Origin of the sequence: Paenarthrobacter sp. TA1.8 (assembly GCF_048595705.1) — a bacterium.
Taxonomy (GTDB): Bacteria; Actinomycetota; Actinomycetes; order Actinomycetales; family Micrococcaceae; genus Arthrobacter; species Arthrobacter nitroguajacolicus.
In genome coordinates, this window is sequence record NZ_CP184287.1 from 3,256,737 (window position 1) to 3,280,824 (window position 24,088).

A 24,088-nucleotide genomic window follows, 5' to 3' on the forward strand; every position below is an offset into this window, starting at 1 on the left:
ACGGCCGCAGCGCCTAAATTCGGACGGCCGTAGCGTGATTCTTGTCAATCCGATGTTCAATGCCCTACGAAATGCGGAGGAAGAGCCCATGGCCTTGGAGTGCACATTGGTCTGCGCCCCCGGAGCCGCTGGAACAAAGGGCCCGGAAGAACTCAGCATCACCGTCCCGGAAGGCACGTCCGGCGCCCACGTACAGCAACTTCTCAGCAAAACGCGTGGAACTGGCGTGCTCTCGGTGGGTGGACAGTTCTTGGCTACTCTCACGGTGGGAATATCGCCGCTTGTTTCTGGCGCTGTCATTGTGGATGGTCCTCCGCATCGAGACACGGAGAACATGTCCATGCCCCTAATGTTGCTTACCCATTCAGGCCCCGGCGCAGGCTCCGCCTTCCGGATTCAACGGGGCAGGTACTGCATTGGCAGGGGTCCGTTCGATATTTCATTGCCGGATCCAGGGATGTCCAGGGAACAGGCTTTCTTAGAGGTTTCCAGCACGGCGCTGATGTTGAAGGCGGTCGAGGGCGCGAACCCGGTTCTCGTCGATGGTCAGCCCGTTCATCGAAAATTCATCACGTCATCGTCATTGGTGCAGTGTGGGAACTCCACCTTCACCGTCGTCACGGGCAGCGCTCCCCTTACGGAGATTTCAGTTGATGCAGGTCGTTCGGTTGACGTACCACTCGAAGTACCTCATGTCAGTCGCGCCGGAAACCGTCTGACAATGGCCTTGGCTGCCGGGCTGCCATTAGTTGCCGGTATCGGCCTGGCAGTTGCCACAGGAATCTGGATGTACTTGGGATTTACAGCCATCTCAGCGATCACCCTTCTCGTCCCGCTGATCGCTGGGCAAAAGGGCCGCCGGGAACGCAGGCTGGCCGTTGCGCGCGCGGTGCAGCAAGACATTGAACGACGCCGGCAGTGCTCGCCTTCAGCTGCAGAGCTGATTGTGGCAGCTCACCGCGGTTCCAAGGTGGGACAGGTGACGATGGAGCCCATCACGGACCACGCCGTTGTCACTACAGTTGCGGTGTCGCCGGCAGGGACCATAAGGCCGACCGGGATCAGTAGTCCGGGCTGTGATGTGTGGCTCCGGCTCGGCACCACGCAGGCGGCAGCAAACATGCGCCTTGTTCCCGACGATCCCCAGTTCCGGCCGCCGTCCATTGGCAGCGCGGCAATGACTTTGGATCCCAAACATTCCGTGGTGACACTCTGCGGCCACCCGGATCACACGGAGGCAATGCTTCGATTCGTGTTGATGCAACTAGCCAGCTTTTCGGGCTCGGCGGAGACGCCCGTCATTATTTTTGGCAGGACAGGAAGGTTGCCATTGAGCGCCCGGTTCCTACCCCGGGTCACGCTCACAAGCACGCTGGCCACCGTCCTCGCTGCCCTGCAGCGCGCGAACGGCACGCTGAAGGGGATGCTCATCATGCTCGATGATCCACCGCACGATCAAGAATCCGTGTCCGAGCTCTTGAAGACTGCTCAAGCCGCCGCGTGGCGGGTCATCAGGTGCTCCGTACAGTTTGAGCTTTCCGGGGGCGTCATCGAAATATCGCCATCCGGAACAACAGGCTATCTGGAGACGGACGGCGAGCGCCGGCACTTCATCCCGGATCTCGTGCCAGCCGAAGTTTTCGATAGGTTCTGCCGTAGGGCGCGGGGTACAGCTTTCGGTGAAGGACTTGGAATCAGCAACGCGATTCCGGAGGAATGTTCGCTCGCTGATTTGCTTCCTTACGGCCAGCGCAGAGTGCTCCGGCGGTGGGCAGAGTCATCCAAGCAAGACGGCCTCACTGCGGTCTTGGGCAAAGGCCACCGCGGGCAGTTGACCTTCGACTTTAAGCTCGACGGTCCGCATCTGTTGGTAGCCGGAACCACTGGTTCCGGTAAGTCCGAACTTCTTCGGACACTAGTAGCTTCGCTTGCACTGCGTGACTCACCCGATCGCACAACATTCTTGTTCTTTGATTTCAAGGGCGGATCGGGGTTGCGGCCACTAGCGGGCCTACCTCACTGCGTTGGAATGCTGACGGACTTGAGCAAGCACCATTTGGACCGCGCTCTTGTTTCCCTCCGTGGGGAGATACGGCGCCGAGAAGAGCTATTCGTTGCGGCCGGCGTGTCAGATCTCGCCGGATATCGGCGATTAGCGTTGGCAAGCGATCCGAAAATCCCGTATCTGGTCTTGGTTATTGATGAGTTTCGCATGCTGGTTGACGAAGCCCCGAGCTCTCTCCGCGAGCTCATGCGTGTCGCCACCATCGGGCGCTCCCTGGGTATTCATTTGGTCATGGCTACCCAGCGGCCCCAAGGAGCCTTGTCAGCCGATATCCGGGCGAACGTGACATCAAGCATTGCCCTGCGGGTGCAGTCTGAGGCGGAGTCCACGGACATCATCAATACGAAGGCTGCTGCCTCTATAAGCGTGGGAGCGCCGGGACGGGCCTACCTAGCCAAGGCTTCATGCAGCCCCGAAGAATTCCAGACAGCGTCCCTATCGGTTTCCCCGAACATGACTACGGCTGGCGTCTGGCGTAACAGTTCCTTGCCGGCCGTGCAGTCAGCTTTGCAGGCGTTGGAGCCCCTTTCTACCGCAGCCAATACGTCCGCCAAACAGGACTCCCTCCAGGATGCTGGCGCCGAATGGGTGGTTTCAGCAGTCGACGAGGCATGGCAGCGCCTCTGCAAACCCGTTCCCAAACGTCCAGTAGCCCCACCACTGCCCTCAACGATCCTTTGGCATGATGAGCTACCTGGAGTGGCGGGCCCCAAGTCCACGACGGAAGGACAGTGGGCGGTGGGACCATTGGCGATGCTCGACAGACCGACTCATCAAGTTGTGGAACCGCTGCTATGGTCACCTTCCAAAGACGGACATCTGGCAATGATCGGCAGCGACTCGAGTGGCATACGGGACTGCTTCAGGGCTGCGTCCGCGATGCTCGCGACCCAGAAGCCCCAACCGGACCTCTATATCCTGGATGCAAGGGGCATCCTTGGCCATGTCATCGAGGGAGGCCGAATCGGTGCCAGCGTGGGCCTGCACCAGCTGCACCTCGCAGTGCGGGTCTTAAAGCGCCTCGCTGCGGAGATGGAGTGTCGACGAAGTGCCGGCGAAGCCGGGACGGCCAATTCACCCCTGGTCCTCATCGTGGCCGGGTGGTGCTCGTGGGCCACAGCGCTCCGGAGTGGGCCGTTTGGCTATGCAGAAGCAATTCTGCAGGACATCGTCAGGGACGGTTGTTCCGTCGGCGTCACTGTTTTGATCTCGGGCGAGCGGGAACTCGTCAGCTCACGGTTTTTTGCCTCGATACAGAATCGCGCCTACTTTCCTTCGGGATCTACTGAAGAGTCGCGGTTCCACTGGCCACGCCTCCCGGATATGGAATCCCTCCCTGGGCGCGCCGTCGTCATGGGAAATCTTGCCAGCCAACACGCAACGGTCGCTCAGTTTCGTGTGGCTCCGGACAATGGACGCTGGCCGTTCGGTGATCTAGCTCCATCTGAACCGCCGTTCCGTGTACGACCACTCCCAGAGCTTCTGGGAGGTGAGGAATTCCTTGACCTTGTGGCGGAATTCCAGGAACAAGGACTGCCGTCGGGATCAGGTTCAGGCCCGGCCCCCGGCAACGTAGCGCGAGCCTGCACCGCGGAAAGCAGCGCGTTGGCTCCACTGTGGATCGGCGTCGGAGGAGACGAAGCCCTCCCGGTAGCCATGCCGCTGCGGGAACATGGGGTCAGCGTCATCCTGGGCAGTCCTCGCTCCGGAAAGAGCTCGCTCCTGGCATCGCTGCACGCGATGAATCCTTTGGTCCCATGGGTTTACCCGCCGGATATAGCTTCTGCCAGCCCATTCTGGGCCCTGGTGGCAGCCCAAGCCGCGGCGAAGACCCTTGCCTCCAACAGCATCCTGCTGGTGGACGACGCCGATTTGCTTGATCCCCAAGGACGCCAAGCCTTGGCGGGCTTGGTCGGTAAAGTGCGTGGCATCGTCCTGGCAGCAACAACGAGACCGGCCTTGCTACATCATCTGCCGCTGGCAAAGGAAGCACAGGCGTCCGGTATGGGGTTGGTTTTAGCCCCTGGAACACCCCACGATGGCGAACTGCTCGGCGTGAGGCTGGAGTCCGATCGGGGCGGACGCCCGGGCCGCGGCTTTCTCATCAGCGGAGCGGAAGTAAAGCCCTTTCAAGGCGTACTCGCCACAAGCTTTCCATCGCAAGCCAAAGGGCACTGAACGGGTGCCAGGCTCGGTCCATGCTGCCGTGCGTCTGGAGCAGCCGATGGCTAGAGCGCCCCGGTAGCTCCCCCAGTACGTGAGGCAAAAGCCACGACGTCCTTCTGAAAAAGAAAAACAATCGCAGCGAACGCCGGAATCAGCATCGCCGCTCCCTGCAGCACCAGTCCCCCGGTTATGGTGGGGAAACCAATGGTGAGAACAAACAATTGGGCCACCAAGGCCGCGGCACGCGTCCACCTATAGCCGCGGAACAAGAAGTGGCCTACGGCGAATAGCCACGCAGAGAAGGCCAGCAGCAGCCCAAGCGTGAAGATTGCCCCCCAAAAGGTCAGCACTGGGGCACCCGTCAACAGTTCGAATGCGTACCAAGCAGCTGCCCCGAGGAGGGCGAGGGCTTCAAGCGCTACAACCACTGAGATGATGACGATTCCCAGGGGACGGCGACCAGCACCAAGTCTGTTGGCTGCGAGGCTCGCTGACGCATCAGGATCATCGCTTCCGTCCGGGCCGGACTCGGGTTGGGCAGGGTTCACGGGAGGTCTTGACACACTGGCACACTACCGGACATAGTCATCTAGCAGTGAGGGCACTGGCGGCTGATGTGATGCATCGCTCACGGATTCCGGGCATTTCGACCACTAACACCCCTTGTTTACAAGGCGTTAACATGAAACGCTTGACTCAGACGACCAAGGGGGCCCATGCGGGCCCCTTTCCTTTGGAGCCTCTCGTGAATGTTTTCACAAAAGGCCCTTCTAGTTCTCACGAATGGAGTGACTGATCAGCATGGATTGGCGTAATCGCGCAGCCTGCCTCGAAAAGGACCCGGAGCTCTTCTTCCCAGTAGGCAACACGGGACCAGCACTTCTGCAAATCGAGGAAGCCAAAAGCGTCTGCCGCCGCTGCCCCGTCGTAGACACCTGCCTTCAGTGGGCGTTGGAGTCCGGACAAGACGCAGGTGTTTGGGGCGGCATGAGTGAAGATGAACGACGGGCACTTAAGCGTCGCGCTGCACGCGCACGCCGCGCTTCCTAGCCCAAGGACAGTGAAGGCCGCGGACCCTTGGTCCGCGGCCTTCTTCGTTAAGTGCTGCTCGTGAGATTCGCGAAGCCTGGCTTTGGGAGCTACGCCCGAGCGAGGTTGAGGACGATCTCGACAGCGGTCCCCCCGCCTTCGCGCGGGCTCCACTGAATGGACCCCCCGAGCTCGCTGGTCACGAGTGTACGAACAATTTGCAGGCCCAGCCCTTCGGCGTATTGGCCATCCGGCAGGCCCACGCCATCGTCGGCTATGGTCACCGTCAGGAATTCGTCGTTGCCGTCGCCATCTGCCCGATCGGCCAGCAACCACACCGTTCCTGTGCGTCCCTCGAGTCCATGCTCAACGGCGTTGGTGACAAGTTCGTTGATGACCAAGGCCAGTGGGGTGGCAAAATCGCTGGGCAACTCGCCGAACAAACCTGAGCGTTCTGTTCGCACTTGCTGGGACGGTGAAGCTACTTCAGCTGACAGCCTGAATTGCCGCCCAATCAGTTCGTCAAAGTCGACACTCTGAGTCAGGCCTTGGGAAAGGGTCTCGTGTACGAGCGCGATCGTGGCCACCCGCCGCATCGCCTGTTCCAGACCCTGCTTGGCTTCGTCGCTGACCATTCGCCGAGATTGCATACGCAGGAGAGCTGCAACGGTTTGAAGATTGTTCTTTACCCGGTGGTGGATCTCCCGGATGGTGGCGTCCTTGGTAACAAGTTCCATTTCCCTGCGACGCAGTTCCGAAACGTCACGGCAAAGGACAAGTGCTCCGAAACGCTGCTGCTCATCGCGCAGTGGAATGGCCCGAAGTGACAGACTGACACCCCTGGACTCAATCTCGCTGCGCCAAGGCATCCGCCCTGTCACAACCAAAGGCAGCGTCTCGTCCACCATCCGCCGGTCCTTCAGAAGGCCGGCAGTCACCTCTGCCAGCGAACGCCCCTCCAGGGATTCCACTTCCCCCAGTCGACGGAAGGCAGACACGCCATTGGGGCTGGCATACTGCACAATGCCTTCCGCGTCTAGCCTGATGAGCCCGTCGCCCACTCGGGGGGCGCCACGTCGGGAGCCTGTCGGAGATGCGAAGTCGGGCCACAGACCCAGGGTTCCCATCCGCAAGAGATCATAGGCGCACTGACGATACGTGAGTTCCAGCCTGGATGGCATGCGCGAACTGGACAAGTCCATATGCGATGTCACGACAGCGAGTGTTCTGCCGTTGCGCACCATGGGGACAGCCTCAACACGGAGTGCCATCTCGCTGCTCCAGCTTGTTTCACTTGATCGCTCGATAGAGCGACTGTTCCACGCCTTATCCACAATCGGGCGGAGATCCGAGCGGATGCCCTCCCCCACGAAGTCCGCATGGAACACCGTATGCGATGTCGACGGACGGACGTGGGCGAGGGCAATATAGCCGAACTCCGGATGCGGGAACCACAAAGCGAGGTCCGCGAAAGCCAAGTCAGCGACCATCTGCCAGTCACCGACGAGGAGGTGCAGCCATTCGGCATCTCCAGGCCCGAAATCAGCGTGTTCCCTGATGGGGTCTGTAAAGATTGCCACTGCACCTCCATTTGCGACGCCGGGACGGACCCTAGCGTCGAACGATTGACCTCAAGAGCCTTAATGCTACCGACAGTGAAGCCATGTCGTCGGCTTCGAGCGCGTTGACCTCATCAAACATCGTCTTGGCACGTCCCAGCTGTTCGGCATTCTGCCCTTCCCACGCCTTCAGGCGATCCTCAGCCGAGGCGCCGGACTCTGTGGACTCAAGGACCGACGTCGTCATATCCGCCACCGTGGAGTATAAGTCATCACGGAGAGCTGCACGCGCCAATGCCTGCCAGCGGTCATCGCGAGGCAAGGAACTGATTCGTTCCAGCAGCGAATCAACATGGAAGCGGTTGAATACTGTGTAGTAGACGTGTGCAACGTCCTCGACGCCCTCGCTTCCGGTCTGGGCAATCCGCGCGATGTCCAAGAGTGCGTAGCTCTCGAACAGCTCAGCCCACCTGTGCGCAAGATGCTCCGGCAGTCCCCAGGTTCTGGCTTTGTCCAACCAGCCGGAAATTCGGATCTTGTCCTCACCCCGGAGGTAGTCCAGAAGCTTGGCCCTCAGCGGGGCCAACATGGGTTTGAAGGATTTAACGACATCGGAAATAGGCTGTGACCCCATCCCCTGGCCCAGCACCCAGCGTACTGCCCGGTCGAGCAACCGCCGGATGTCCAGATGGACTTCACTCCAGTGTTCGGTGGGGAAGGAAGCCGGAAGTGCATTCAGCTCGGCAACCATAGGATCGAGATCATAGATTTCACGCAGAGCCACGAAAGCCTTGGCAACGGCCACCTCATTGGCCGACGTTTCTTCAATGGCCCGGAAGGCGAAGGTGATGCCCCCAAGATTGATGATGTCATTGGCGACCACAGTGGCGATGATCTCGCGCCGCAGCGGGTGAGTGTCCAATTCAGCGTCAAACTTTTCCCGCAGTTGCTTCGGGAAGTACTCACGGATTGTGTCCGCAAACCACGGATCGTCGGCGAGGTTGCTGTCCCGCAACGCGCCAGCCAGCTCGATCTTTGCGTATGCAGCCAGAACCGCCAGCTCGGGAGAGGTAAGTCCCTGGCCCTGTTCCAACCTCGACCGCAGGGTTTCCGTGGTGGGGAGTGCTTCAAGATCACGCTTGAGGTCGGCAGACTTCTCCAGCCAGTCCATGAGGCGCTCGTAACTTGGGCTCCAGTCCGCGACTCGGGTCCGGTCGTTGAGCAGCAGAATGTTCTGGTCGATGTTGTCCTGCAGGACAAGCCGTCCCACTTCATCGGTCATGTCGGCGAGGAAGCTGGCTCGTTCGGCGGAGTCTAGTTTGCCGGCCGCGACCATCCGATCCACAAAGATCTTGATGTTGACCTCATGGTCAGAGCAGTCAACACCGGCGGAGTTATCGATTGCGTCCGTATTCAGAATGACACCTTGCAAAGCGGCCTCGATACGTCCCCGCTGCGTCAATCCCAGGTTTCCGCCTTCGCCCACAACCTTGACCCGCAAATCCCGGCCGTCCACGCGGATAGCGTCGTTGGCTTTGTCGCCCACGGCTGCATGGGTTTCAGTACTAGCCTTGACATACGTGCCAATACCGCCGTTATAGAGAAGATCTGCCGGGGCCAGCAAAATCGCGCGAAGAAGCTCCGGCGGGCTTAGCTGCGTCGTTCCATCCGGCAGGCCCAATGCCTTGCGTACTTGCTCCGAGACCGGGATGGTCTTGGCTTGACGTGGATAGACGCCGCCACCTTCGCTGATAAGGGTGCGGTCATAGTCGTCCCACGAGGATCGGGGCAGTTCGAAGAGCCTCTGCCGCTCGGCAAACGATGCAGCAGCATCAGGCGAGGGATCAAGGAAGATGTGGCGGTGGTCGAAGGCGGCCAGCAGCCGGATATGCCGGGAAAGCAGCATGCCGTTGCCGAAGACGTCACCAGACATGTCGCCCACGCCAACCACCGTGAATTCCTCAGTCTGGGTGTCCAGGTCGAGCTCACTGAAGTGCCTCTTGACTGATTCCCAGGCTCCGCGGGCAGTGATGCCCATGGCTTTGTGGTCATAACCGACTGACCCACCCGAGGCAAACGCGTCACCGAGCCAGAAACCGTATTCGGCCGCAAGCCCGTTGGCGGTGTCGGAGAACGTTGCGGTGCCTTTGTCCGCTGCAACTACAAGGTACGAGTCGTCATCGTCGTGCCGAACAACGTCCGACGGCGGCACCAGCCTCTCGCCGTCTGCTGACGTAACGAGGTTGTCTGTGATGTCCAGAAGGCCTCGAATAAAAGTCTTGTAGCTCTCAATTCCTTCGGCCATCCAAGCAGCCCTGTCTACTGCCGGGTTGGGGAGCTTCTTGGCAAAGAAACCTCCCTTGGCGCCCGTTGGGACAATGACCGCGTTCTTGACGGTCTGCGCCTTTACGAGGCCCAGAATCTCCGTCCGGAAGTCCTCCCGTCGGTCAGACCAGCGAAGGCCACCGCGGGCTACCTTCCCGAATCGCAAGTGCACGCCTTCAACTCTCGGAGAGTAAACCCAGATCTCGAACATTGGGCGTGGGAAAGGAAGACCCTCAATGGACGTGGGATCCAGCTTGAAGCTGACGTATTCCTTGTTCTGGTAGTAATTAGTCCGCAGAGTCGACTCAATAAGGTTCACGAAGGTACGCAGAACGCGATCGGCATCCAACGTGGCCACCTGCTCGATCGACTCAGCAAGCGCTGCCCGCGCTACGGCTTGGCGTTCGGGCCGCTGTCCTTCCGGAACGGCGGGGTCGAAGCGTGCAGAGAAGAGCTCATTGAGTCCACGTGCAACATCGGGGTTGCCCAGCAGGGTATCCGCAATAAATCCGAAGGAATTGGTGTTGCCCATTTGCCGCATGTACTTGGCGTAGGCACGGAGTACCACCACTTGACGCCAATGTATGCCTTCACGCAGAACCAGCCGGTCAAAGTTATCGGATTCGACAGCGCCCGTGATGGCTGCACCGAAGGAGGCGCCCAGCAGGTCTCCCGTAGCCAGGGGGTCGACGCCCGCGGGGTACTTGAGTCCGAGGTCGTAAAGGAAGAAATCGCGATGATCCGAGGTTTCGATCTCGAACGGCCGCTCATCCAAGACCTCAAGGCCGAGGTTGTGGAAGTAGGGAAGGATTTGGCTAAGGCTCTTGGGCTCCATCAGGTAGAGCTTGACTCGGGCATCCTCCTCCAAGGCCTCACCGGCACCTTCCGGAAGATACACATGGACACCGGGCTTGATTTGCTTGGTGACCCGTCCTGCCCGCTCCGCCTCCGCGCCGTATTTCTCGAAGCGTTCAATGTCCTCAAGAGCGTCTTCCACTTCGTAGTCCACGCGGTACCCCGCGGGAAACGCCTCAGCCCACAGCGCAGACAGAACATCAGCGTCCTCGGCAGACCGGTGCTCACGGAGCACCTCTGCGATACCTTCGCTCCAAGACCGGGACGCACGCATCAGGCGTTGTTCCAGTTCTTTTACGTCAACTTCCGCCAGTTCAGCCGTGCGGGGCAACCTGATCCTGAAGAAGACACGAGCCAATGCGGATTCAGTGATCCGGGCCTCGTAGTCAATGCTTTCGGCGTGGAACGTCTCGCGGAGTTCCTGCTCGATCCGGAGTCTGACGCTGGTGGTGTATCGGTCACGGGGCAGGTAGACCACGGCGGACATGAACCGGCCGTAGATGTCCGGGCGCAGGAACAGCTTGGTCCGTCGTCGCTCCTGGAGACGCTGGATGCCGGTGGCAGTGGCGGCAAGATCCGGTATCTCGATCTGGAACAGTTCGTCGCGGGGGTACGTCTCAAGGATTCCCAAAAGATCCTTGCCCGAGTGGGAGTCAATGGGGAACCCCGCGTTGCGCAGGACAGCATCCACCTTGTCCCGAACGATTGGGATGTTGCGCACCGATCCGGTGTAGGCACTAGTGGCGAAAAGGCCGATGAACCGCCGTTCACCGTTAACGTTGCCCAACGCGTCGAAGCTCTTGACGCCGATGTAATCAAGGTAGGCGGGCCGATGCACAGTGGAACGCGAGTTCGCCTTGGTAATCACCAAGGCACGCTTCTCCCGCGCGCGCTTGCGGCCGGCATCCGTGAGGTGCTGGACTTGACGCGTGGTGTCGCCGGCACGCAGGAGGCCGAGGCCGCTGTCTTCACGGAGTTGAAGAACGTCCTCGCCGTTCTCGTCCACGAGGTCGTATTCGCGGTAACCCAGGAAAGTGAAGTTTCCGTTGTCCAGCCATCGCAAAAGGTCTTGTGCCTGCCGGAGTTCAGCGACTTGCTCCGGGTGCGTGATGCCGGACAACGCCTCGGCTAGCTCGAGAGCTTTGCTGCGCATCTTGGGCCAGTCCTCCACCGCCGCCCTGACGTCGCCAAGGACGCGTTGCAGCCCGGCGATCAACTCTTCCCGCGCATCGTCACCTACACGGTCAATTTCAACAGCGATCCATGACTCCATATGCGACGCGTTATCGCCATCGCCCAAGAGGTGGGCCACGCTGGGGAGTGCGGCGGTGTCGCCGCTGGAGATGCCAACGTTGGACGGGACCCTGGAAATACCGCTCAGCTCACCGGACACACGGTCGCGGGTGACCACGAACAACGGGTGCATCACCAAACGGATCGCGCAGTTCTGGCGAACAAGTTCTGCATTGACAGAGTCGACGAGGAACGGCATATCGTCCGTGACGATATATACAACGTTTCGCTCGGGTTCGGCGGCGATCTGGACGACGGCATTTCCGGGCCGTCGGGACTGGGCAACGTCCTTGTGCTTTGTGGCCCGCGCAATCAGAAGTTCAGGTGAATACGCACGTGAGTCTTCCTCTGCGAGGTGTTCATAGTAGTCACCGAAGAACCCTTCACGGACAACTGTTGCATCGGACCGATCCTCCACGCTGGATCCTGACGACATCTACAAACGCCTCCATCACATGTTCATTGCTGCGACTCTGCAGCCCACATGGCGAGCCTAGCGCTTAAAGAGGCGCAAAGCTCTGATAGTTCGACCAAACGAATTGCGATTTTGCTGGACGGGTGCACAGACCAAGCTGGCTATCGCCATCCTAAGAGGCGAGTCAGGCGCCACTTCCAGAAGGACTGCACCAGCCAGCAAAGCTGCATCACACGCCACGGAGTCTGCCGGAAGGTAGGCGTCCACGCCCGCTCCCGGACCATAGCGGTCCCAGGCGTCACCCAGTTGCTGCCTGGGCGAATGACCCACTGCCGAACGCTTCACCTTGTTCAGCACGACACGGGGAGATACTTCCGGAACCGCGGACTCAAGCTCCGCCAGCCCTCTCACCAATCGCGGCACTCCAATGGCATCCGCCGCTCCTACGGCGAACACAACATCAGCCATTTCCAAACTTCGAAGCGTCGCGGCGTTCCGCCGCGGAGCCATGGTGTCAAAGCTGAGCTCTTCATCGGATTCAAGGCAAAAACCTGTATCCACCACCACATGGTCCGCAACTTGCCTTGCCCTTTCGAGGACCATCGAGACAGCCCCCGCCCTTAACTCCGTCCACCGGTCCGCCCTGGTAGTTCCCGTGAGTACCCGAAAGGTACCGGCCTTCGTGTAAACAGGAATGGCCGCCGACTTGAGTGCCTCGATATCGAGCAAACCCTGGTCCGCCAGCCTGCAGGCCTGGGCAAGACCCGCGGACTCGTCCAGCAGCCCAAGCACCGCTGACACACTTGCCCCATAGCTGTCAGCATCCACGAGGATGACGGACTCGCCGGCCGCGGCCAGCTCCGCCGCGATGTTGACCGCCAGAAGAGTCCTGCCAGGTGCGCCGACCGGTCCCCACACGGCAGTTATCTGGCCTGACCCCCTTGGTGTGTCGTCGACGGATTCCGCCGCAGCCTCCAAAAGCACACCTGCCCCGGGGTCTGCGAATCCTGCGTCCCGACCAGCCAAAGGCTGGCTACGTGGCCCTACGCGGTCCACGGCCTCCGATATTTTGGCCGCCAGGTCCGCGGCATCAATGCCGGTCGAAGCTGTCACGGCGCCTATGGAGTGCAGGCGGTTGGCCTCAGCGGGATCATCGGTCAAGGCAACGATGGAGACGCCGACTGCTCCGAGGCGATCAACCAGTGTGGTGGTGAGTTCCTCGCAACCTTCCGCTACCACAGCCGCCACTGCGAGGCCGCTTTGGCAAGCAGCAATCAGTTCAGCTAGCTCTGAACACCGGCGCACCACCGTCACCGGTCCGTGCAGGCGTTCCAACCCGCCGACTACAGCTTCCTGTGCGGAACCAACGGTAACGACAGGAATGCTCACCGAACCACGCCCGCAGGATTCCAAACAACCGACACCTTGGCCTTGTTTGCTTGGGCACCCAGCAATTTTGGCATTTGCTCATCAGTTACCAGCACCATCACCACGGTTGTTTTCGCAGCACCCAACGCAGAAGAGCCGCTGGTCATTCCGGCAATCTCCGCACTGGGCAGAAGTAGCCGCGGTTCCTCAAACGCTTGATTCGAACCCGGCATGGCAACCCAGACATCAACCCTGGTGCCTGGAACGGCCTGCGCGGGCAGCTCTTCCTCCATGGCAATGGCTACCGGCTTACGGTCGACGGCATCGGCAGACCCCAGGCTCGCCTGTGGGACCAGCTGATTCTTTGCTACCCGCTGCAGCGCAACCTTGCCCTCAGCGAAGCCGTGTTCGACTGTGACATAGCTGGGCTCGACCTCATCCAAACGGACCTTGACAATGGATAAGTCCGCTTCCGTAACCACCTGTCCTACGGCTATGTCTTCCCGGGCCGAGTAGACCTGCGTAGTCCTGTCGGCCGAACCAAGCAACGCAATGACTCCGGCCACAGACCCCAAAACCAGCAATACGCCGATGAGCAGCCGGGGATCCTTCCACGATGGCTTCTGTAGCCTTGGAGCTGCAACGCCCTCACTCTGACCCATTTTCCTGCTCCCCCACTTTGAGTACGGCACGGCGGATGGCACCTGCCTCCTCATTCTTACCGGCGTCTTCCACAGCGCCAAAGCCATTGGCCGTAAACAGGCCGAAACTGTGGATAACTACCCCAAAAGCGGACAAGGGTGGCAAAATGAGGCCATGCCCCGATTCCTGACTCTTGCGGATGTCGCCGAACAACTCCAAATCAATTCGCCTCAGGCCTATGCTCTGGCTAGAAGCGGCGAACTGAAGGCCATACAGGTAGGAGGGCGGGGACAATGGCGCATCGAGGAAAAGATGCTTGAGCAGTACATCGAGGATCGCTACACAGAGGCCGGCCGCATGATCGAAGAGGCGAAGAACAAGGTTCATCAGCCTTAGTTGCCGCTACCCCCTGAAGTCTTGGCTCGCCCCAGAGCAAAGCGCTGCCAATGAGCTGAAAGGGATGGTCAGGACTGCGGCTACATTGCCGGCCCGGCGTACTTCACCTTGCGGAACAACCGTGAGGTCGAAATGGTCACGCCCCACCCTGTCTATGACTCCATGCAACTTGTACCCATCGCCCGTCCGCACCTTCAGATGAACTACCAGTTCAGAGCGGTCCTTTGACAGTGCCCTCAGTGCTGAGGCGATCCCTAATGACTGCTGTATCCGTGACGAGGTCTTCAGTGCCAGCCGCCCCAATCCTTGATACGAGAGCACAGACGCGTAAGGCACCAGCCACTGTCGCGCACCCTCGGTCAGGACCAGCCACTCGCTGCCCGCATGACCTAGCACTCCTCGGATAACGTTGCCGTCAACCAGAACGATCTTGATTTCGGCACCGTCGGCCCCGCGGAGGCGATCGGCCAGATCGATTCCCGCGAGCTCTACCCTGGCCCGATCTGTTATCTCAGATTCCTTCTCCAGGGCACGCCCTGCAGAGAATTGTGCTTCCAGATCACCAAAAAGAGAGTCCCATCTCATGTAATCAGACTAGGCTGCAGGAAGAAGCAAGGGCAACCCGTCGGTTCGGGAAACATCGCGATTGGACAAGAAGGGGCAAGTATGGTCAAAATATGTCCGGTAGGGCAAACTGCATCAAATTGCGTCAACTAGAGCTTGGGGGCTTTTGAATGGCACGAACATTGCGTAGTGACTTCACCCTCGCAGCGTCTGTTCTTGGTCTGGGACTGCTCCTGGTTCTTGTAGGAAACCTGCTCCTTGCACAATGGCAAGCTGCTGAGCGACTTAATCACAGATCCACGTTTGAACATCTTCTCGGTTTTGTTGCCTGCGCTGCCGGGATTGCGATAGTAGCTTGGTGGGCACTCTCCTTCTTCATCGCCTTCATGGCGTCGCTACTGCACCATGCAGGGCACAGGAAGCGTGCCGACTCGCTTTCAAAGTTCAGCCCTGGCTTCATGTTGCGAATCGCCGTGGCGCTCATGAGCCTGAGCCTTCTGGGCACAGGGGTCGTTCAAGCGGATACCAGCCCGCCTGAACCAGGTTGGCATCATGCTTCCTCCGGCAACACGGCCAAGGCGCAGCCGGCGTGGAAGCCCTCTTCCGTGGAGCGCGCATTCTCCACCCCGGCACCTGTAGACGAAAACGAAAAGGCCGGCAGTCCCGCCACTGAACCGCGCTGGCAGCCTCAACCTCCCGTGGTTGATCCAGGACTTCTGAGCCGCCAGTCCTCACGTTCATCGGCACCAGCCGGCGATGCCAGCGTTGTCGTCAAGGGCGGTGACTCGCTGTGGTCTATTGCGGCGTCCAGGCTGGGACCCTTCGCAACTGACGTGGACGTCGCACTGGCCTGGCCCAAGTGGTACGCCGCCAACCGTGAAACCATCGGAAGTGACCCAGCAGTGCTGCTTGCCGGGCAGGTTCTGCAGCCGCCCTCGCCGGGCTAGCAGTAAAGGGCTCGTGCCCGCCATTTCCACACACGCGCCCACTCAGGGGCAGCCTCCACCTATCAAAACCGATTCCTAGCGTCATCCCAGCAGAAGCCACCGAGCAAAGCGTCCCCACGCTGAAGCTCATGTAGTGAATGCCTGAGGTATGACCATGACCGTTGCAACAGCGAACCGACCATCAAGCCGTCGGAGCACAAAACGAACAACCCCGGCTTACGTCCCGGCGGGCCCGGACATCGATGTCCGGCTTGTGGCCAGGAGCATCGCGCAGGCAGCCTTGGAGGTGCTGGCCGGCACCCGTCCACTGCAACAACTCTCCCGTTTACTGGATTCGGAGTGCTACCTGTCCCTCCAGCATCGGGCAGCCCTCACACGAAAGCACGCAGCCAGGACCAGGGGCAATCCGCAGCCGCACCTGAGCCCCATGGTCCGCTCTGTTCGGGTCTGTTCAATATCCGAAGCCATTTGTGAGGCAAGCATCGTAGTGGCGGAAGAGCAACGTTGCCGTGCCGTAGCCATGAGGCTGGAGCGGTTGGACGGAGTTTGGCAGGTTACCGTACTGGAAATTGGATAACTTCAACGGCAATATTGCGCCGAGGCAGACAAAAGCCGAGGCAGACAAAAAGGGTGAACCCTGGACCATTAGCCAAGGTTCACCCTTTTCATTGCTGCTTTGCGAGATCGGTTCAGCGGCGCTTCTTCTTGGCCTGCTTGCGCTGGTCCTGGCTTGCCGCTTTCGCAGGATTGCCGGAGCGGCCTGAAGCCCGCCCCTCGATGCGCGTCTGGGTTGCTCCGTCTTCACCTGGCGCGGTGTACTGCAGCTGCGCCGGCTTTTCCGGCGCTTGGAGGCCTGCCGCACGGATTTGCGGGTCGTGGTGTTCGGTGTGCGTGCCAGCGGCGTCCGCCACCACCACGTCTTCGGCCGGTGTTACCTCAACTTCGAGGTTGTAGAGAAAACCGATGCTCTCCTCACGGATGGCTTCCATCATGCTTTGGAACATCACGAACCCCTCGCGCTGGTATTCCACCAGGGGATCACGTTGGGCCATTGCACGAAGACCGATGCCCTCCTTGAGATAGTCCATCTCGTAGAGGTGTTCCTGCCACTTGCGTCCGAGGACCGAAAGCACAACCCGGCGCTCGAGCTCACGCATGCTCTCAGAGCCGATTGCCTCTTCACGTGCCTGGTAAACGAGCCGGGCATCAGAGAGGATTTCCTCCTTGAGGAATTCCGCAGTGACCCTGGACTTGCCGCCGGCTTCGTCAATGATCTCCTGGGCAGTCACTGTTGCCGGGTACAACGTCTTGAGGTTCGCCCACAGCTGGTTGTAGTCCCAGTCGTCGCCCGATCCTTCAGCAGTAGCGGCGTCAATGAGTGCGTTGATGGTGTCTTCCAGGAAGTACTGGACTTTTTCGTGCAAGTCATCGCCCTCAAGGATCCGACGCCGGTCGCCATAAATGGCTTCACGCTGACGATTGAGGACGTCATCGTACTTGAGGACGTTCTTACGCTGCTCGGCGTTGCGGCCCTCCACCTGGCCTTGCGCAGATGCGATCGCACGGGAAACCAGCTTCGACTCAAGGGCAACATCGTCAGGCACCGAACTGTTCATCAGTCGTTCGGCCGCACCTGAGTTGAACAACCTCATGAGGTCATCTGTTAGCGAGAGGTAGAACCGGGATTCGCCAGGGTCACCTTGCCGTCCGGAACGTCCACGCAACTGGTTGTCGATCCGGCGGGATTCGTGGCGCTCGGTTCCAAGCACGTAAAGTCCGCCAAGGTCCAGAACTTCTTCATGCTCGTCCTTGACTGCCTGTTTGGCTGCGGCAAGTGCCGCCGGCCATGCGGCCTCGTACTCTTCGGAGTTTTCCTCTGGATCAAGGCCGCGCTTGGCAAGTTCGGCAATGGCAGTAAATTCGGCATTGCCGCCGAGCATGATGTCAGTACCGCGGCCAGCCATGTTGGTTGCTACTGTAACCGCGCCCTTTCGCCCGGCCTGCGCCACGATGGACGCCTCCCTTGCGTGGTTCTTGGCGTTCAGTACTTCGTGGCGGATGCCTTCTTTCGCCAAGAGTTTGGAGAGGTACTCACTCTTTTCGACGCTGGTAGTACCTACCAGCACAGGCTGGCCGTGCTCGTGACGTTCGGCGATGTCTTGAACAACAGCATCGAACTTAACCACCTCGTTCTTGTAGACGAGGTCCGGCTGGTCGATACGCTGCATGTCGCGGTTAGTGGGAATGGGAACGACACCGAGCTTGTAGGTGCTCATGAACTCAGCGGCTTCGGTCTCAGCCGTACCCGTCATGCCGGCCAGCTTCGAATACATGCGGAAGTAGTTCTGCAGCGTCACCGTGGCGAGAGTCTGGTTCTCCGCCTTGATCTCGACGTTTTCCTTGGCTTCAATAGCCTGGTGCATGCCTTCGTTGTAGCGCCGCCCGGCAAGGATGCGGCCGGTGTGCTCGTCAACGATCAGGACCTCGCCGTCGAGGATGACGTAGTCCTTGTCCCGCTTGAACAGTTCTTTGGCCTTGATGGCATTGTTGAGGAAGCCAATCAGCGGGGTGTTGGCAGATTCGTAGAGGTTTTGTATTCCCAGGTAGTCCTCAACCTTTTCAATACCGGCTTCCAGCACGCCCACGGTTCGCTTCTTCTCATCGACCTCATAATCGACGTCAGGCTGCAAACGGAGCACGACTTTGGCAAATTCGCTGTACCACCGGTTGGTGTCGCCTTGCGCGGGACCCGAAATGATTAGCGGAGTACGCGCTTCGTCGATCAGGATGGAGTCGACCTCATCCACGATCGCGAAGTTATGGCCGCGCTGGACGAGCTCACTCGAGTCCCAAGCCATGTTGTCGCGCAGGTAATCGAAGCCGAATTCGTTGTTGGTGCCGTACGTGATGTCAGCGGCGTATTGTTCGCGGCGGACGGTGGGATCCTGGTTGGACAGAATGCAACCACTGGAGAGACCAAGGAACCTGTAGACGCGGCCCATGAGTTCGGACTGGTACTCGGCAAGGTAGTCGTTCACCGTGACAACGTGGACACCCTTGCCCGAAAGAGCGTTAAGGTAGGCAGGCGCTGTAGCAACGAGGGTCTTGCCTTCACCTGTTTTCATTTCCGCGATGTTGCCCAGGTGCAGGGCGGCGCCACCCATCAGCTGCACGTCGAAGTGCCGCATCCCCAAGGTCCTGGACGAGGCTTCGCGCACAGCGGCGAAGGCTTCCGGAAGGAGGGATTCCAGGGATTCGCCGTCTTGGTGACGGGACCTGAGGCGGTCCGTTTCCTCGCGGATTTCAGCGTCCGAGAAGGACTTGAAAGTGTCTTCCAGGGCATTGATGGAATCGGCATAGTTCCGCAGTGTCTTGAGTGTCTTTTTGTCACCCGTGCGGAGAAGTTTTTCGATTAGTGATGCCACGTGAAATTGCTCCCAGTCTCATGCTGCCGAATTCTGGCTGTTTCAGTCTACGGGAGAGACCAGCGCCACGTTGCCGGGTTCCCCTCTGAGCGGACTGCCCGGTTGGACGCCTTCTTCCGGCGCAGCATGACCTTTTGCCACCGCCTCGGAAAGCTCTCCGGCAAGGTCCCCGACCGGCCACACCACCACTTCCTGAAGGCCGAGCCATGTAGCCATGAGCCTAAGTTCCTGGGCTAGTTCGACGGCGGTGTCCACCGGCGCGTTCATCTCACCAAAAGCGGAGCGCACCAGGAGCTGACCGGATGCCCGGTCCGCTTTAAGGTCCACTCTGGCTACGATGGCGTCCCTGAGCAGGAACGGTAGAACATAGTAGCCAAACCGTCGCTTGGCGGCAGGGGTGTAAATCTCAATCCGGTAATGGAATCCGAACAGTTCCTCGAGTCGCCGTCTTTCGAAGACCAAGGAATCGAAAGGACTCAGCAGCGCCCGGCCCGCGGCCTGTCGTGGCAGCTTGGCATCAACATGCTTGTAGGTTTCCCGGTCCCATCCACGAACCACAACAGGCTCAAGGCGGCCGGCCCGGACCAAGCGTTGTACAGAGCCTGCACCTGCTTTCAGGGGTGTCCGGAAGTAGTCTGAGAAGCACCTCACCGTGCCTATGCCGTGGGCTTGGGCGGCTGCTTCCATCAGACGATCCAGGGACGCTTCGGCGTCGACTGCGGACGGAGTGACGTGTGGAATGACCCGTGAGGTCAGGGCATACTTGCGTTCAAATTGCGATGTTCGCGACGCAGCGGAAATCCGCCCTTCTTCGAACAGGTGCTCCAGCACACGCTTGACGATGTTCCAGTTCCAGCCCCAGTTGTCACGTTCCGGGTCTTCATCGTGTCCGAGCTTTACAGTCAGTTCGGATGCTGTCATCGGGCGTCCTACGGTGAGGGCGTCGAGGATTCGATCCTCCATATCCTGACGTACGGCCGGATCCAGGCCATGGGCACCCACCCAGGCCCGCTTTTGCCATACGAGCAAGTCCTGAAAGTGCTCCGGTCGGATAAAGCTTGCCTCGTGTGCCCAGTACTCCATCATTTTGCGTGGGTGGCGGCTTGCCATTGATTGGAGGATGAGGGGATCGTAATTACCCAGTCGGGAAAAGAACGGAAGGTAGTGGCTACGTGCCACGACATTAACAGAATCGATCTGGACAAGCTGTAATTGGGCAAAGGTCCGGCCCACCGCCCGTGAAGTCACGGAGCCGGCGGGCCGGAGCTTTGCCAATCCTTGAGCTGCCAATGCGATCCGCCGTGCCTGTGACAGGCTCAGCGAAGCGGTCATTGAAGTCCCTTCGTGCTTAAAGTGGGGCTTTACTTGGCTGTGGCGGCCTGATCATCGGATCGGTAGGCGTGGATCTTCTCTTCCACTGCTTCCTCGCCGGGCTCGCACGTGGAGTCGAGGGTGATGACACCGTAGGTCCAGCCACTACGCCGATAAACAACCGACGGTGCGTTGGTTTCCTTGTCCAGGAACAGGTAGAAGTTGTGTCCGACGAGCTCCATGTTGTCCACAGCGTCATCAAGGGTCAGCGATGCTGCAGGGAAGACTTTCCGGCGGATCAAGACGGGAGAGTCACCGGCCGGGATGTCGTTCTCGATGTCATAGGGTGAGCGCTCGTCTGCCTGCGGCGCGGACTCCTGGTGGTTGCTTGCCTCTACATAAAGCGGCTCACTCGCACTGGCTGGCTCAAGTGTTGCCGTGGCTTCCCGCACAGCCTTAGGCGTGTGGCGGCCGTGGTGCACCTTCTTGCGGTCCTTAGCACGACGAAGCCTCTCAAGCAGCTTGTTGTACGCGAGATCGAATGCAGCAAACTTGTCAGCGGCTGTGGCCTCGGCACGGATAACGGGGCCTCTGCCCAGGACGGTCACTTCAACGGTGAGTTCGCCAGGCGTCTGCCTGGGATTGGTTTCCTTGGAAACCTTGGCGTCAACCCGCTGGACCTTATCCCCCAGCGATTCAATCTTTGAGATTTTTTCGCCGGCATATTCGCGAAAGCGGTCAGAAACTGTGAGATTTCGTCCGCTGATCATGAACTCCATGGTGCCCTCCAATAACTCAGGTGACACGACAACGACGCTGTTGGGGGCTTGTCTGACGGACAGTCGAGCCCCTTTCCGAGCCGCTATCGACAGGTACATCTGTTCTTGGTACCCACAACCGACGTTAGTTCATCGGCACCCGTTATTCATCCTTTAGCCACTTAATTTTTGATTGAGTCTTAATGCCTGCATCAGGTGGTCCTCTGCAGCGACGGAGGCGTAGGCTGGTGGCCTCGTGGCCGCGAGCACAACAGCGCCGGAGACTACCCCGCCGGCAAGGGTAACCGCCCGCGCTGCCTCAGCAAGCGTTGCCCCGGTGGTGAGGACATCGTCAACGAGGATGCATCTCCTGCCCCTCAATTCTTTGCCTCTTCCCCTGCGTACCCTCATGGATCCCCGGACCCGGCGAGCACGTTCGCCTCTTCCCAGCCCCTTTTGACCACCGCTTCCACGTTCCACGGCGATACGTCCCGACACTTCCCCAAAAAGCCGGGCTGCCGCTTCCCGGACGGCTTGTGGGGCAGCCTTAATCACTGACGGATCCCCCCGCCGCTCCAACACGTCAATGACTGGGCAAAAGGGCAGCATCCGGCGCATGCGTATGAAAAAGAGCAGAAGATGCAGAGGGCTGAATCCGCGCCTGCGGTAGGCCTTTCCGCTACTGGGGACAGGGATGAGGCAATAACCGGACCGGCCACCGATGGCAGTCACCACGGCTTTGCCAAGGCAAGGACCCAGAACAGCCGCCAGCCGCCATTGACCGTGATGCTTGAAAGAGAGGAGGCACTGCGCCAGCTCATCCCGGTATACCCCCGCTGCTACCACTTCGATCTTTGCCGTGCCGTCGACGTCAACCAATGCCGGCGACTGCTGCTCAGCCCTGAACGGCTGCTTGCATAGGTGACGGACCTTCCTTGCACAGCTGCCACAAAGTACCGCGTCTTCCATCTCACAGCAGACACAGTCGACGGGAACCAGCACAGCCAGAAGGTCAACCAGTGCCCCCTGCAGAGCGGCAAGGGCCCTACCCGTTCTTCGTTGGTCCGGGCCACGACGACGCGAACTGCCAGGTTCGGGCGGATCAAGGTCAGGGTCGACATATTGCCGGGTCTGCCGTGCACGGAACCATGAGCTAAGGACGGTAAAGGTCACTCTTCAGCTTTACCGTCTGGTCTTTCCCGCAGAAGGCACACAGCACGCTATGTGCATAAATAATCGGGTTGCATCCATGGAGCGGAGCCCCTGATACAGAAGTCAGCCTGGAAACGCCGGTTCTGTTGGCCCTTTTAACTGAAGCTCCCAGCCGTTTCCGACGCGTTGGAAGATGCCGGCAGCCGACTGTCCATAGATTTGCTCAGCTCCGTTTCCGACGCTGAGGCTGGTCAATCCGTCCCACGGTGCCAACTGCTGCGGTTCACCCGATGCCAGCGACAGCAACTCCGGAACCACGGTCGAAGAGGCCGAACCGGACATCACGGCTACCGTAGAGCCATTGACCCAGGCGCCTTGGTCCGCGGCTGTATTGCTCAGCAGTGTGATGGGAAGCGTGAGGTCCTTCGGGACGCCGTCGGGGTTCCGGACTATGCCCGTAATCTGCACAGCGGACTTACCGTTTGCCTCGGAAATGACCAGCGCCCTGGTCCCCTCCCTGGAGACCCGGAAGTCCTTGACTGTTCGTCCCGTGAGCCAGGCCGGCGTCATGGTGACGCTGGGAACGCCGGTACCCGGGGCTGTGCCTGTGGGCTTGTAAGCTACAACTTCGGCTGCCCCGTTGGCACCAGGGCCCGCTGTCCACACCCAATCATTCGGGCTGAAGGAAGGACCAGTGAGGGTACTTCTGGTGGTTAGTTGTCGCGCAGGTTGCCCCGGTTCGATGGAGTAAAGCGTGGTCTTATCGCCGTTGAGGAAAGCGGCTGTCTGGGACACCGGCGACTCAGCGGGCGAGTGCGGCCCCAGACCGGCCACCGATTGAATGTCCGGCAACGGAGTAATCCTGTTGTTCTCGTACCGCACCAGATCGCCGTTGTTTACTGCGATCTGGCGGGCAGGAACGCTCTTGTCCAGCACTGGCGGCAAAACGGTACCGTTGTCTTCCACGCGTACCAGGTCCTGATCGGCGCGAAGTTGAACGTTGATGACATCGGGCTGGCTACGGAAGGTCAGCGCCAATTGGTTTTGCATCCTCTGACGGTCCTCCGCAGAGGCGTCGAATAGCTCCTTCGCAGAGAGGTCCACCTGGGCTGCACCGGAGACAACCGGAACAGATTCGCGGGCGAGCTTCATTCCCGATGGGAAGGCACTGACCACTGCCCCGCGCAGGTAGGGGGCGGGGCCGGCAAGCAGGGCACTGGTCATGGACTTCACAGTGTTCTTTTTAATGAACCACCGGTAGTCCGGCACTGCGTAAGTGAACGTCGGGTCATAGAAGTAGATGGGATTTGCCCCGTAAATAACCTTGAATGTCTCCTCCGGAATGGCCGTACCGTCAGGGACCTTGGAGATCCGCCATTCGCCTTCCACCTGCTCAACCGTTAGCAGAATGGTCTCTTTGGTACCCGGCGGGAACTGGGTCGCAACGCCGTCTGCATCCACCGAATATGCGAGATCGAGTTCGTAGAGGTATTCGTTTTCACCCGCTGCTTTGACTACCTGTGCCTCGCGGAAAACGATCGCACGTTTGTCCGGTTTCCACGTTACAGACTGCGCTTGCGTCAGGTACTGACGAGCCACGGGATAGTCATCCTCGTAGCCGCTGCCAGCCATGTAGAAATCCTCGATCACAGTCTCCGGACTGGAACCGGCGCGCGGTGCTGCAGGGAAAAATACCGGTGCGTTGGGGTTACCGGCGCCTTCGTCTTTGCTCTTGCCGACGGGGCCGGAGCGTGGAATCTGCGCGCAGGAAGCCAGCATGACCATCAGCACAACCAACAGCGCGACGATTGCCCTGAT

The 24,088-nt window shown here is 59.8% G+C and carries 17 protein-coding genes; 6 read left to right on the forward strand and 11 right to left on the reverse strand.

Annotation, left to right across the window (positions count from 1 at the left end):
* Positions 1-34 precede the first annotated feature (34 nt).
* Complete coding sequence (locus ACNAOT_RS15150) at positions 35-4,243, forward strand: FtsK/SpoIIIE domain-containing protein (RefSeq protein ID WP_420178455.1); 4,209 nt, start codon at positions 35-37, stop codon at positions 4,241-4,243.
* Positions 4,244-4,293: 50 nt separating this feature from the next.
* Here the strand turns inward: ACNAOT_RS15150 and ACNAOT_RS15155 are convergent, their stop codons facing one another.
* Positions 4,294-4,794 (reverse strand): hypothetical protein, encoded by a 501-nt coding sequence (locus tag ACNAOT_RS15155; RefSeq protein ID WP_420178456.1) that lies wholly within the window; start codon positions 4,792-4,794, stop codon positions 4,294-4,296.
* A 238-nt stretch (positions 4,795-5,032) separates the two neighbouring features.
* Between ACNAOT_RS15155 and ACNAOT_RS15160 the strand changes: the two genes are divergently transcribed.
* Positions 5,033-5,281: a WhiB family transcriptional regulator gene (locus tag ACNAOT_RS15160; RefSeq protein WP_015937605.1), complete on the forward strand. Its 249-nt coding sequence runs from the start codon at positions 5,033-5,035 to the stop codon at positions 5,279-5,281.
* Between the two features lie 89 nt (positions 5,282-5,370).
* Here the strand turns inward: ACNAOT_RS15160 and ACNAOT_RS15165 are convergent, their stop codons facing one another.
* From ACNAOT_RS15165 to ACNAOT_RS15180, 4 genes are read right to left on the reverse strand one after another with little or no spacing between them, the layout of a single operon-like run.
* Positions 5,371-6,840, reverse strand: a complete 1,470-nt coding sequence (locus ACNAOT_RS15165; RefSeq protein WP_420178457.1) for a sensor histidine kinase — start codon at positions 6,838-6,840, stop codon at positions 5,371-5,373.
* A 31-nt stretch (positions 6,841-6,871) separates the two neighbouring features.
* Complete coding sequence (locus ACNAOT_RS15170; protein ID WP_420178458.1) at positions 6,872-11,728, reverse strand: NAD-glutamate dehydrogenase; 4,857 nt, start codon at positions 11,726-11,728, stop codon at positions 6,872-6,874.
* A gap of 57 nt (positions 11,729-11,785) precedes the next feature.
* Entirely contained in the window at positions 11,786-13,096 is a 1,311-nt protein-coding gene (locus ACNAOT_RS15175; protein WP_420178459.1) for an AAA family ATPase, read from the reverse strand.
* Positions 13,093-13,737 carry an SAF domain-containing protein gene (locus ACNAOT_RS15180; RefSeq protein ID WP_420178460.1) on the reverse strand — a complete coding sequence of 215 codons (645 nt, stop codon included), beginning with the start codon at positions 13,735-13,737 and terminating at the stop codon, positions 13,093-13,095. Before ACNAOT_RS15180 ends, ACNAOT_RS15175 begins: the two co-directional genes overlap by 4 nt.
* A 154-nt stretch (positions 13,738-13,891) precedes the next feature.
* On the opposite strand from ACNAOT_RS15180, the gene ACNAOT_RS15185 reads away from it, so the two are divergent.
* Positions 13,892-14,113: a helix-turn-helix domain-containing protein gene (locus ACNAOT_RS15185; protein WP_420178461.1), complete on the forward strand. Its 222-nt coding sequence runs from the start codon at positions 13,892-13,894 to the stop codon at positions 14,111-14,113.
* 6 nt (positions 14,114-14,119) lie between these two features.
* Here ACNAOT_RS15185 and ACNAOT_RS15190 read toward each other — a convergent pair whose 3' ends face one another.
* Positions 14,120-14,698, reverse strand: coding sequence for a hypothetical protein (locus tag ACNAOT_RS15190; protein ID WP_420178462.1), 579 nt, complete (start codon positions 14,696-14,698; stop codon positions 14,120-14,122).
* Between the two features lie 149 nt (positions 14,699-14,847).
* On the opposite strand from ACNAOT_RS15190, the gene ACNAOT_RS15195 reads away from it, so the two are divergent.
* Both ACNAOT_RS15195 and ACNAOT_RS15200 read left to right on the forward strand, forming a co-directional pair.
* Entirely contained in the window at positions 14,848-15,624 is a 777-nt protein-coding gene (locus ACNAOT_RS15195) for a LysM peptidoglycan-binding domain-containing protein (RefSeq protein ID WP_420178463.1), read from the forward strand.
* Between the two features lie 154 nt (positions 15,625-15,778).
* Entirely contained in the window at positions 15,779-16,201 is a 423-nt protein-coding gene (locus tag ACNAOT_RS15200) for an Rv3235 family protein (protein ID WP_420178464.1), read from the forward strand.
* Positions 16,202-16,313: 112 nt separating this feature from the next.
* Here the strand turns inward: ACNAOT_RS15200 and secA are convergent, their stop codons facing one another.
* The 4 genes from secA to ACNAOT_RS15220 all read right to left on the reverse strand — a co-directional run bounded on the left by secA (position 16,314) and on the right by ACNAOT_RS15220 (position 21,736).
* Positions 16,314-19,049: a preprotein translocase subunit SecA gene (gene secA / locus ACNAOT_RS15205; protein WP_091468578.1), complete on the reverse strand. Its 2,736-nt coding sequence runs from the start codon at positions 19,047-19,049 to the stop codon at positions 16,314-16,316.
* Between the two features lie 42 nt (positions 19,050-19,091).
* Positions 19,092-20,381 (reverse strand): winged helix-turn-helix domain-containing protein, encoded by a 1,290-nt coding sequence (locus ACNAOT_RS15210; RefSeq protein WP_420178465.1) that lies wholly within the window; start codon positions 20,379-20,381, stop codon positions 19,092-19,094.
* A gap of 29 nt (positions 20,382-20,410) precedes the next feature.
* Positions 20,411-21,139, reverse strand: coding sequence for a ribosome hibernation-promoting factor, HPF/YfiA family (gene hpf / locus ACNAOT_RS15215; RefSeq protein ID WP_026005453.1), 729 nt, complete (start codon positions 21,137-21,139; stop codon positions 20,411-20,413).
* Between the two features lie 153 nt (positions 21,140-21,292).
* Positions 21,293-21,736, reverse strand: coding sequence for a ComF family protein (locus ACNAOT_RS15220; RefSeq protein ID WP_364308840.1), 444 nt, complete (start codon positions 21,734-21,736; stop codon positions 21,293-21,295).
* 21 nt (positions 21,737-21,757) lie between these two features.
* Between ACNAOT_RS15220 and ACNAOT_RS15225 the strand changes: the two genes are divergently transcribed.
* Positions 21,758-22,039 (forward strand): hypothetical protein, encoded by a 282-nt coding sequence (locus tag ACNAOT_RS15225; protein ID WP_364308842.1) that lies wholly within the window; start codon positions 21,758-21,760, stop codon positions 22,037-22,039.
* A gap of 354 nt (positions 22,040-22,393) precedes the next feature.
* Here ACNAOT_RS15225 and ACNAOT_RS15230 read toward each other — a convergent pair whose 3' ends face one another.
* Positions 22,394-24,055: an LpqB family beta-propeller domain-containing protein gene (locus tag ACNAOT_RS15230; RefSeq protein WP_420181178.1), complete on the reverse strand. Its 1,662-nt coding sequence runs from the start codon at positions 24,053-24,055 to the stop codon at positions 22,394-22,396.
* Between the last annotated feature and the right edge of the window lie 33 nt (positions 24,056-24,088).

Excerpts from the sequence above, each read along its gene's own strand:
- ACNAOT_RS15210 (WP_420178465.1), bottom strand. The coding sequence starts at position 20,381 with ATGACCGCTTCGCTGAGCCTGTCACAGGCACGGCGGATCGCATTGGCA.
- ACNAOT_RS15185 (WP_420178461.1), top strand. The coding sequence starts at position 13,892 with ATGCCCCGATTCCTGACTCTTGCGGATGTCGCCGAACAACTCCAAATC.
- ACNAOT_RS15220 (WP_364308840.1), bottom strand. The coding sequence starts at position 21,736 with ATGCGCCGGATGCTGCCCTTTTGCCCAGTCATTGACGTGTTGGAGCGG.
- ACNAOT_RS15170 (WP_420178458.1), bottom strand. The coding sequence starts at position 11,728 with ATGTCGTCAGGATCCAGCGTGGAGGATCGGTCCGATGCAACAGTTGTC.
- ACNAOT_RS15180 (WP_420178460.1), bottom strand. The coding sequence starts at position 13,737 with ATGGGTCAGAGTGAGGGCGTTGCAGCTCCAAGGCTACAGAAGCCATCG.
- ACNAOT_RS15160 (WP_015937605.1), top strand. The coding sequence starts at position 5,033 with ATGGATTGGCGTAATCGCGCAGCCTGCCTCGAAAAGGACCCGGAGCTC.
- ACNAOT_RS15225 (WP_364308842.1), top strand. The coding sequence starts at position 21,758 with ATGCAGAGGGCTGAATCCGCGCCTGCGGTAGGCCTTTCCGCTACTGGG.
- hpf (WP_026005453.1), bottom strand. The coding sequence starts at position 21,139 with ATGGAGTTCATGATCAGCGGACGAAATCTCACAGTTTCTGACCGCTTT.
- ACNAOT_RS15230 (WP_420181178.1), bottom strand. The coding sequence starts at position 24,055 with ATGGTCATGCTGGCTTCCTGCGCGCAGATTCCACGCTCCGGCCCCGTC.
- ACNAOT_RS15195 (WP_420178463.1), top strand. The coding sequence starts at position 14,848 with ATGGCACGAACATTGCGTAGTGACTTCACCCTCGCAGCGTCTGTTCTT.
- ACNAOT_RS15200 (WP_420178464.1), top strand. The coding sequence starts at position 15,779 with ATGACCGTTGCAACAGCGAACCGACCATCAAGCCGTCGGAGCACAAAA.
- ACNAOT_RS15190 (WP_420178462.1), bottom strand. The coding sequence starts at position 14,698 with ATGAGATGGGACTCTCTTTTTGGTGATCTGGAAGCACAATTCTCTGCA.